Here is an 8,049-nt window from a genome sequence, read left to right on the forward strand (position 1 = left end):
GAACGGCGAAGCAGGCCCGTCCTGCTTCCCGAGTTCGCGCGGAGCAGCAGAGAGAGAGGGGGGCAAGGCCATGGGCCGGAGGGGGATCACCCGCCCGTAGGGGCGGCGCCGATCGGCGCCGCGTTCGCAGCGAAGCGAGAACCGGGGATACCGGCCCATGAGCGCAGCGGGCCTTGCATGGGGAGAGAGAGGCGGCGCCTCTTTCTCCCCTGCCCTTCGGCCGCGGCGAATTCGCCGCCTGGCCGAAGACCAGCACAGGATCATGTCAGAGCCGGCTAGGCCGGCGGCGTCATTTGAAATGGCCCCGAGGCGCGCAAACAAAGTGGCGCTGCCGGCATCGCCGGCGGCGAAGCGGCGAGAGTGACGCCCCGAGACCGGTCGGATGGCTGCCCGCCAAAGCGGGATGACAACGAGAGCGGCCTCTGACCTGCATGAGCATAGCGACGGCAAAGCCGGCATGCAGGCGGTGGTCCCCGGCGAGTGGGGATCCGAAAATAGAGCCAGGGAGTGTCCGAGAGGGAGGCCTACCCTCTCGGTTGGCGGACGCAGGACGGCAACGGCGCCGCGACCCTGGTCATGGTACGATACGTGGATCTCTTGAATGGAGCTGATCGATGACGAAAGCAGGTAAAGCTCGATCGACCAAGCTATGTCAGATCCGTTGTGTGCGCAGCCCCTCGCATTTAAGTGACATCTCGGATCGCTGGCTCGATTGCGAGGAGGCGCTCGAACCGGCCTTCCAGGACCTGGTCGCGCTAGCCGAAGGCGCGGGTTGGAAAGTGCTCGAGATCACCCTCGCCCTGCAAAGCCTGGCTGACTGCCACATGTTAGCGCAAGCTGCGAATGGGGAAACGGATCGGCAGATTGCCGAGCTGCTTAGAGTTCGTCGTCGCTGAGCTCGTGCTGCGGGAACTTAGCCCAGCCCGTGTTTTTGTCGGCCCAGCTCGGGCACTGAAATTTCGCGCGCTTCCATTTGCAACGTGAACAACGCATGGCGCGCAGGATCACGTTGCTCGAAGTGTCCCGGCCCCATTGCTGGATGAGAGATTGCGTCCGCACTGGCTTGAAGCGGTTGCAACGCTCGCAGACGATCCAGAGCCATCCAGGCTCCTCGAAAAGCTGGCCGACGGTCGGGACCTGATTGTCAGGCGGGAGCGCTTCTGCGCCGCGACGAATGTCGGCGCCGACCGCCAATCCGGGACTGACGGCCTGGCCGTTCATGAAATGCACTTCACGCAGGTGCCAGTCGGTCACGCGACGCCTGGCGAGTTTATGAGCCAGGCTCGCGGCTTCAGGATGCCTGCCACATCGTCGGCAGATTGCATTGTCAAACAGGGTTGCCAGCGGGCAACGGTGCTCGCCCTGGGCGACGAGGTTGTCAAACATGAGCTTGGCTTCGCGCTCGCACCTATGCCGGCAGTTCCAGAGATAGACAGACAGCGCCGTCCAGCCGAACGCGATAGCCTCCTCAATGGTTTGGGGGTATGGCCCGTACTCCTGATATTTCAGGCCTGCGATTTGGAGTCCGTTTCCTGCCAATGGCGGCCTCGCGAATATCCGTGCGAGATGTCCCGTAGGAGCTGCGCGATCTCGTGATCCTTCCGATCAAGCTCGGTCTGACAATGGTTCAAAGCGACCAGGAGGGCGCGCACTGTCGCTCGTGCGTCGCCGTCGCAGGTTGCGATCGCGTCATCTACGGCGGTTTCGAAATCATCATCAGAAGCCGGCTCGGAGGCCGGCCGCGTCATTCCTGCGGTGCCCGAAGTGGGTCGCGGTACTCCTCGGGCGGAAGACCACGCAATTTGCGAATTTCCGCCTCGAGGTATCGCTCTCGCCGCTCCAGGCGGTCGACCTTCTCAAGAGCCTCCTCGCTTTCGTCGTGTGAAATCAGCGCTGCGCGGTAGAGCCAAAGGAGTGCGGTATTGGCGCTGGCGCACCGCTGCACGATCCGGCCCAATGCCTCTTCCTCCAGGTCCGTCGCTGGACCATGGGCGGGATTGAGGTCGGGTATCGCGAGAAAATCGTCAATCATCATTGGCGGTCTCCATAACCGTTCGTTTGGAGGGTAGCGCCGGCGCTGGATTTCTGTCGAGTCTTTTGTTCCCTTTTCGTTCTTATTGTGCTAGGAGTCCGCCGATCGACGGAAGAACCAAGGAGGCAGTCGTGACCAACGTAGCTGTGACCTCAACCCCCAATCCGATCCCGCTCGGCGTCTATGTTCGCGGAGCAACCGACGATGAATTGAAGCGCGGCCATGACGCCGTGCTCGCCTTCTTTGAACAGCACAACTGCACGGCTGAGCAGGTGGCCACCGGCGCATTTGCATGGGAGGGCTATCTCGTTGGCGAAGATATCGACGTCACTGATGACGATGAGCGCTTTGCCCAACTGTGGGCAGAGGCACCGATTGTTGCGGCAAAGGCAATCTGTGAGGGATGGGAAAATCCAGCTCCTCGCGCCGCTCTCGGGCTTGGCTATAGCAAAGCGGCTCTGGCAGATATAGTTGACGGCGACCACGAGGGCGAATTGCTTCCTCCGCCCGATCTCATCCCGGCCCCTGACGGAGACGCTTATGTGCAACCTGTTCAACCAGGAGATGACGCAGGAAGAGCTTCGGTTGTTGGGGCCGGTCATTCGTGACACGATCAACTGGCCGGACGCTGCCGATATCTATCCGGACCTTCCCTCTCCGATAATTCGTCAGGGTGCCGACGGCGTTCGTGAACTGGTGCTGGCCCGCTGGGGCATGCCGAAGTCAGAGGAAACTCAGATGGAGGCGGTTGAAAAGCGGGCGGCCAAGCTGGAAGCGAAGGGCAAGCCCTACGACATTGCGGAGCTGCTGCGGGTCGAGCCCAACAGTGGCGTGACCAACATCCGGCGCACCTTTATCGAGCATTGGCAGACCTGGCTGCAGCCGATCCAACATCGATGCCTTGTCCCGTTCACCGCTTTTGCCGAAAACACAGATGCCGACCGCAGTCGGCTCGCCTGGTTCGCTCTTAGCGAGGATAAGCCCGTCGCATTCTTTGCCGGGATCTGGACCCGTTGGACCGGCATCAGAAAAATCAAAGAGGGTGAGGTGACGATCGATATTTTTGGGTTCTTGACGACCAGGCCCAATGAGATCGTGAAGCCCTATCACAAGAAGGCGATGCCCGTGATCCTCACGAACAAGGAGGAGCGCGAGCAATGGATGACGGCGCCATGGAAAGAGGCCAAGGCCCTCCAGCGGCCTCTAAGGGATGATCAGCTCGTCGTTGTCCAACGCCCGGCCAAGGCCGCACAGTAAACCGAATCCACACCCTTCTCTCTCTATCTACACTGAGGCAGGCCAATGGCTGAGATGCTTTTCGACCTACCGGCAGACGGAGAGATGATGATGCCAGCCGCTCTTGCTGTTGCGCCCGCCTATACCGGCCCGTTCGCGAACGAGCTCGCCCAGCTGATGCGGGAAAACCCGACGATCGATCCACGCCGGTGGGAGCGAGCGAAGCAAGATGCTGTGGAGTTCCTGGCCGATTGGGGCGAGCAGGCCGCCGAGCTCGGCTGGACGGCGCAAGAGCTGTTCGGATTGCACCCTGTCGCCCCCCTCACCCGCTACGATGCCATGGGCTTGGTCTGGCTGTTGAACGGCAAGGAAGTCACCGCAATCACCGATCGCACGGCCAAGATCGGTGCGACGACATATTATCGGACCAAAATGTGAGGTCGGATCCCTACCATGCTCGACCAGGGGGACGAAAGAACCCTGGCCGAGCAGCCGGCAGGCGGGGAAAGTAGGGGCAAAGTTCCGCCGGCGTCAGCAAGCTACCAAAAGGCGACGAATCTCGCCAGAACGCACCGCCGAAGAAAGTTCCTATCGGCGCGCCGGCGCGATTGTTCGCGCCAGGTGCTTGGCGTATGTGGCGACAGCACGCCAATAGGCGGCTACAAAGCCCTTTCGTTTTTTCCAGGCCAGGTTCGCCCTGCTATCGGCATCTGCGGCGAGATCGCGCAAGAGCCAGCCGAGAGGCTGGCGCTGCTCCTCGGTCAAAGCCTGGATGGCTTTGGCTGAGGGCAGCGCGAGGATCGGATTCCGAACCTCGCGCCGCGCCGATCGGCGGTCCCCCTCGCGAAGACCGCCCTTCATATCGGAGCCTCGCCGTCATCGACGACGTGCAGACACGGCGGGCCGTTTGGCCTGGATGCATGCTGGTCTGCCTGGATCGCGACCAGCTTGCAAAGCGCATCGTCGGTAAAAGCGGATTGGCCGAGCAGCTGCACCAGTTCGAGGATAGATTGCTGACCTGCTGGGCTTTCGAATCCTAGCAGATCCCGTATCGCCTCGGCATCGGCGCGCCGCAACCGCTCGGCTTCCTCGTGCATGGCATCGCAGGCCTGCAAGGCGCTGCGGAGATCCTGCCGCCCTTGTTCCAAAAGACTCCAGAGCGCACCGGTATCCGTGACCTGGTCGTCCGCCGCATTCGACTCAAACTCAGATAGTGTCTGCACGAAGCGGTTCACTGCATCAGCAAGAAGGGGATGCGCCATGGCCGTTCTCCTGGACAATGGAAATAATCATTCGGTTGGGAAGCGACGTCCGCCGCGGTAATGGCGGCCGGTCCCGCCGATACGCACGATGATCGTGTTGCAATAGGTGCCGACACTCGCGAAGGAGCCGGCCGGCAGATCGACAATGGTCGCGTCGAACTTGCGCATGAGGTCCCGGAAGGCCTTCGACTTCCGCGTGGCACGAAACTCGGTGCCCGCCGACATCACGGCCACCAACTCGCCGCCATTCTGCAGGAATGAGAGCGCATGCATGACATGGTCAATGTCGCGTTCCAGGTCGAAGGGCGGATTCATGACGATGCGATCATAGGGCCGTGTCGGATCAGGCCGCAAAGACAGAAAATTCGCCTGGATGACACGCCCGTAGAGACCGCTTTCGGCCAGCCCGACGGCAAGACCCGTCTGGATCTCGACGCAATCGACAACGCAGGCTTTCCACTCATTGCCCTCGCGGTCGGCGAGTGTTTTCTCCGCGAGCCGTCGCGCGAGATTGCCTGTGCCGGCACTCGGTTCCAATACCCTCAAGGGCGGGTCCTCGTGCGCCCGATAGAGATTGACTTCCTCGATCACACGATCAGCCGCCGCGTCGGGTGTGGGATAGAACCCGTAATTCTTTGCCGGCGTCGTCTTGGGGCGATGAAGCCCGGTGTCCTCCTCCGGCGCTCGCTCCTCGGGAATAGGCGCCCCGTAATACTCGCCAAGAAGCTTGTTGACCTCCCGCACGAGGTCCTCGCGCTTGAACCAGAGATGCGCGTTGCCGTTCTTGTAGCAGCGCACCTTGAAATACTCCGTCTCCACCTCGGATTGCCTTGCGCCGGAGCGCCCTCGGCGGGACTCCTCGATGGCTCCGATCAGGCCGGCATAGCTGGGTGGCAACGCCTTTCCCTCAAGCACCATGAAGGTACGCTCGATGTCCTGGATGGTGTCACGCTGATTGCGGTTGTAATTCCAACTGCCCCACTCATTGAAGGCGTAGGACAGGATCACACGCGAGCCGACCTTCCACCCGTCATGGGATCGAAACCGCCTGTCGAGATTTGAGAAAGCCTCGGCAATGCCGCGCCGAAAGATCATGCCGGCATCGAGAGCGAATTGTTCGAGTGTGGCGATGATATTTTCGGCCGTCACCTCTGGAGGATCCTCTTGCAGCTGCTGATGCAGTGCATCCTTGGCCTTCTTGTCCATAAGACGCTCAAGGTCGGTTATGCCAACCAGATGCGCCCACACGTCCCGATCAGTCAGAGTGCGGGCCGTCTTCATGAAAACGTTTTGCGTTGGCAGGTCCAGGACCTTCCAGAATTTGCGGTGATCCTCGGCGGATGTCTGGTTGTAGCGCGTCAGACCCGGCGAGGCCTGGTGCGCGGCTCGCTGAGCTGCCAGCAGCCGGTTATGAGATTCCTCCAAGCCAGCATAGGCCTCCTCGTAGAGAGCGAGGGCAAGATTTCGATGTGCGACAATGCTATCGACGGTCGCGCGGGGCATGATTGCGTTCATCGGTTCTGTCCTGGCGACGCTGTTAAAAGAGGCATTGTTGGGCCGAATTCTCGGCCCGCATTTCCCGCGCGGCCTTTGCAAGGTCGCGAACATGAGCGTATCGAGAGGCCGTCTCCTCCCATTCGCCGATCCCGGCTGAGCGGAATGCATGCCGGATGGCTCGATCAAGCTCGGGCTCCTGACGAGCCCGGCGCATCAGGGCTGCGACGACAAGAGCACCGTCTCCCATCTCGAAACAGTTGTCATGGGCGCGGCTGTCTTCATGGCGCACGAGCGCCCGCGCCGCGTAAAGGACGCGCTGATTGAAGCTGCGGGCCATGTCATCCTCTCCCCTGCGCGGCACGAGCTCCAGGACTGCGGAAGGCGTCCCAAACGCATTCCCCGTCAGCCGTCTGAACCTCGGCCTTGTGGGTCCACAGCGTCTCGTGGCTGCTTCCGAGATATCGGGCAAATTCGTCGCTGAGCATGTACCGGGCGCGCTTCTTCGCGGCGGGCAGGCCTTCGATTAGATCGCTGACAATGTCGCAACCATCAGCGTCCCTTAGGATGACATTGTATTCGGTCACCTCATGCCCTCCCGTGCATGCCGGCAATGCGGCGGTTCAGATGCTGGCGCGCGCCCTTGGCGGCCCGCAAGGCGGCAAACACAGCCTCGACGGCGCGCTTTTCATCGGTCTGACGAGCCCAATGCAGGCTTTCCGACAGCAGGCGAATAGTCTGGTTGATAGCCTCGACGTTCTCAGAACATGCCGGGCGCAGAAACAGCCGTTTCATGATCGATCCTCCAGGTTGAGAAAGACCGGGCCAGCCTGAGGGCCGGCCCGGATCGGTCCTCACGCTGCCTTTTTCAGCTTGGCCATTTCCTGGGCGAGCACCCAAAGCGCCTTGTTGAGTTTCACGTCCTGGTCGATCCCCTTGATTTCCCGGGTCGTGACGCGGCGCATGCGATGCATGTCGTCATAGGCAACACCATGCAGACCGCCGCGAACACAGTTCTCCTGCGCGACATTGAACGTGGTCCAAAGGTCGCGATCCCGGTCCTCTGGCCGGCGCGGACGAATGATCTGCTCGACCTTGATCGGCGTGGCTGTCTCGCCCTCGGCATCGCCAAAGCGCAGCATGTGCGCGGAACGGGCGAACACCATGCGCTCGTCTTCGCTCAGGATCTGCGTTCCCCAATCCGCCGGCGCGGCCAAGGCGTTCCGGGCCTCGTCCAGAACGCTATACGTGCCCTCGATCACCTTGCCGGCGACATCGCCGGAATGACGTACCTTGACGTTGGCAAGCGTGCCGGTCTGCGCGACAAGGCTGTTCATGCAGCGGATGCGAAAGAGCCCGGCCATCAGCTCGTAAGCCGACGTGCCGTCATTCGCGTTCTTCAAGAGAATTTCGCAAACGGTGTCCCCCACCTTGTAAACCGCGCCGTCATCCAGCCTGCGCAGCCGGATCAGGTGCTTCGTGAAATCAACCTTGCTTTCCTCACGCGTGCGGGACTGTTTGACGCCGACTGGCTGGAAACCCTCGCGCTGGAGCCCCCGCAACACATCAATCGTCGGGATCGGCTGGAACCGTTCCGACCGGCTGTCATGCGCGGTCACGGCGAAGATCGACGGCGCAATACGGCGCATTTCGTCCTCGCTCAGAGCACGAGCGGTATCGAAACGAGCGGTTTTGGTGTAGATCGTCATTGAAATCTCTCCTCTTTTTCATCGAACGGCGAAGCAGGCCCGTCCTGCTTCCCGAGTTCGCGCGGAGCAGCAGAGAGAGAGGGGGGCAAGGCCATGGGCCGGAGGGGGATCACCCGCCCGTAGGGGCGGCGCCGATCGGCGCCGCGTTCGCAGCGAAGCGAGAACCGGGGATACCGGCCCATGAGCGCAGCGGGCCTTGCATGGGGAGAGAGAGGCGGCGCCTCTTTCTCCCCTGCCCTTCGGCCGCGGCGAATTCGCCGCCTGGCCGAAGACCAGCACAGGATCATGTCAGAGCCGGCTAGGCCGGCGGCGTCAT

At 61.7% G+C, this 8,049-nt stretch carries 13 protein-coding genes; 4 read left to right on the forward strand and 9 right to left on the reverse strand.

Features of this window, described 5'->3' with window-relative positions; all coding sequences use genetic code 11:
- The first annotated feature begins 614 nt into the window (after positions 1-614).
- Positions 615-896, forward strand: coding sequence for a hypothetical protein (locus ACTJKX_RS37305; RefSeq protein WP_440728410.1), 282 nt, complete (start codon positions 615-617; stop codon positions 894-896).
- Here ACTJKX_RS37305 and ACTJKX_RS37310 read toward each other — a convergent pair.
- Both ACTJKX_RS37310 and ACTJKX_RS37315 read right to left on the reverse strand, forming a co-directional pair.
- Complete coding sequence (locus ACTJKX_RS37310) at positions 877-1,386, reverse strand: hypothetical protein (protein WP_440728411.1); 510 nt, start codon at positions 1,384-1,386, stop codon at positions 877-879. The two genes, ACTJKX_RS37305 and ACTJKX_RS37310, sit on opposite strands and share 20 nt — an antisense overlap.
- A gap of 358 nt (positions 1,387-1,744) precedes the next feature.
- On the reverse strand, positions 1,745-2,035 hold the full coding sequence (locus tag ACTJKX_RS37315; protein ID WP_440728412.1) for a hypothetical protein: 291 nt from the start codon (positions 2,033-2,035) through the stop codon (positions 1,745-1,747).
- Positions 2,036-2,163: 128 nt separating this feature from the next.
- Here ACTJKX_RS37315 and ACTJKX_RS37320 point away from each other — a divergent pair, with 128 nt between their 5' ends.
- From ACTJKX_RS37320 to ACTJKX_RS37330, 3 genes are read left to right on the forward strand one after another with little or no spacing between them, the layout of a single operon-like run.
- Complete coding sequence (locus ACTJKX_RS37320) at positions 2,164-2,640, forward strand: hypothetical protein (protein WP_440728413.1); 477 nt, start codon at positions 2,164-2,166, stop codon at positions 2,638-2,640.
- Complete coding sequence (locus ACTJKX_RS37325) at positions 2,573-3,289, forward strand: SOS response-associated peptidase (protein ID WP_440728414.1); 717 nt, start codon at positions 2,573-2,575, stop codon at positions 3,287-3,289. The genes ACTJKX_RS37320 and ACTJKX_RS37325 overlap by 68 nt, the downstream gene beginning before the upstream one ends.
- Positions 3,290-3,334: 45 nt before the next feature.
- Positions 3,335-3,706 carry a hypothetical protein gene (locus tag ACTJKX_RS37330; RefSeq protein WP_440728415.1) on the forward strand — a complete coding sequence of 124 codons (372 nt, stop codon included), beginning with the start codon at positions 3,335-3,337 and terminating at the stop codon, positions 3,704-3,706.
- Between the two features lie 150 nt (positions 3,707-3,856).
- Here ACTJKX_RS37330 and ACTJKX_RS37335 read toward each other — a convergent pair whose 3' ends face one another.
- Genes ACTJKX_RS37335 through ACTJKX_RS37365 form a run of 7 tightly spaced genes read right to left on the reverse strand, consistent with a single transcriptional unit; the run spans position 3,857 to position 7,733 of the window.
- Positions 3,857-4,129 carry a hypothetical protein gene (locus tag ACTJKX_RS37335; protein WP_440728416.1) on the reverse strand — a complete coding sequence of 91 codons (273 nt, stop codon included), beginning with the start codon at positions 4,127-4,129 and terminating at the stop codon, positions 3,857-3,859.
- Positions 4,126-4,530 carry a hypothetical protein gene (locus ACTJKX_RS37340; protein ID WP_440728417.1) on the reverse strand — a complete coding sequence of 135 codons (405 nt, stop codon included), beginning with the start codon at positions 4,528-4,530 and terminating at the stop codon, positions 4,126-4,128. The genes ACTJKX_RS37335 and ACTJKX_RS37340 overlap by 4 nt, the downstream gene beginning before the upstream one ends.
- Positions 4,531-4,557: 27 nt before the next feature.
- Positions 4,558-6,045 carry a DUF4942 domain-containing protein gene (locus ACTJKX_RS37345; RefSeq protein WP_440728418.1) on the reverse strand — a complete coding sequence of 496 codons (1,488 nt, stop codon included), beginning with the start codon at positions 6,043-6,045 and terminating at the stop codon, positions 4,558-4,560.
- A 22-nt stretch (positions 6,046-6,067) separates the two neighbouring features.
- On the reverse strand, positions 6,068-6,364 hold the full coding sequence (locus ACTJKX_RS37350) for a hypothetical protein (RefSeq protein ID WP_440728419.1): 297 nt from the start codon (positions 6,362-6,364) through the stop codon (positions 6,068-6,070).
- Position 6,365: 1 nt separating this feature from the next.
- Complete coding sequence (locus ACTJKX_RS37355) at positions 6,366-6,611, reverse strand: hypothetical protein (RefSeq protein WP_440728420.1); 246 nt, start codon at positions 6,609-6,611, stop codon at positions 6,366-6,368.
- A gap of 1 nt (position 6,612) precedes the next feature.
- On the reverse strand, positions 6,613-6,819 hold the full coding sequence (locus tag ACTJKX_RS37360; RefSeq protein ID WP_440728421.1) for a hypothetical protein: 207 nt from the start codon (positions 6,817-6,819) through the stop codon (positions 6,613-6,615).
- A gap of 59 nt (positions 6,820-6,878) precedes the next feature.
- On the reverse strand, positions 6,879-7,733 hold the full coding sequence (locus ACTJKX_RS37365) for a DUF932 domain-containing protein (RefSeq protein ID WP_440728422.1): 855 nt from the start codon (positions 7,731-7,733) through the stop codon (positions 6,879-6,881).
- Positions 7,734-8,049: the final 316 nt, after the last annotated feature.

Source organism: Labrys sp. 22185, from assembly GCF_052045555.1.
GTDB lineage: Bacteria > Pseudomonadota > Alphaproteobacteria > Rhizobiales > Labraceae > Labrys > Labrys neptuniae.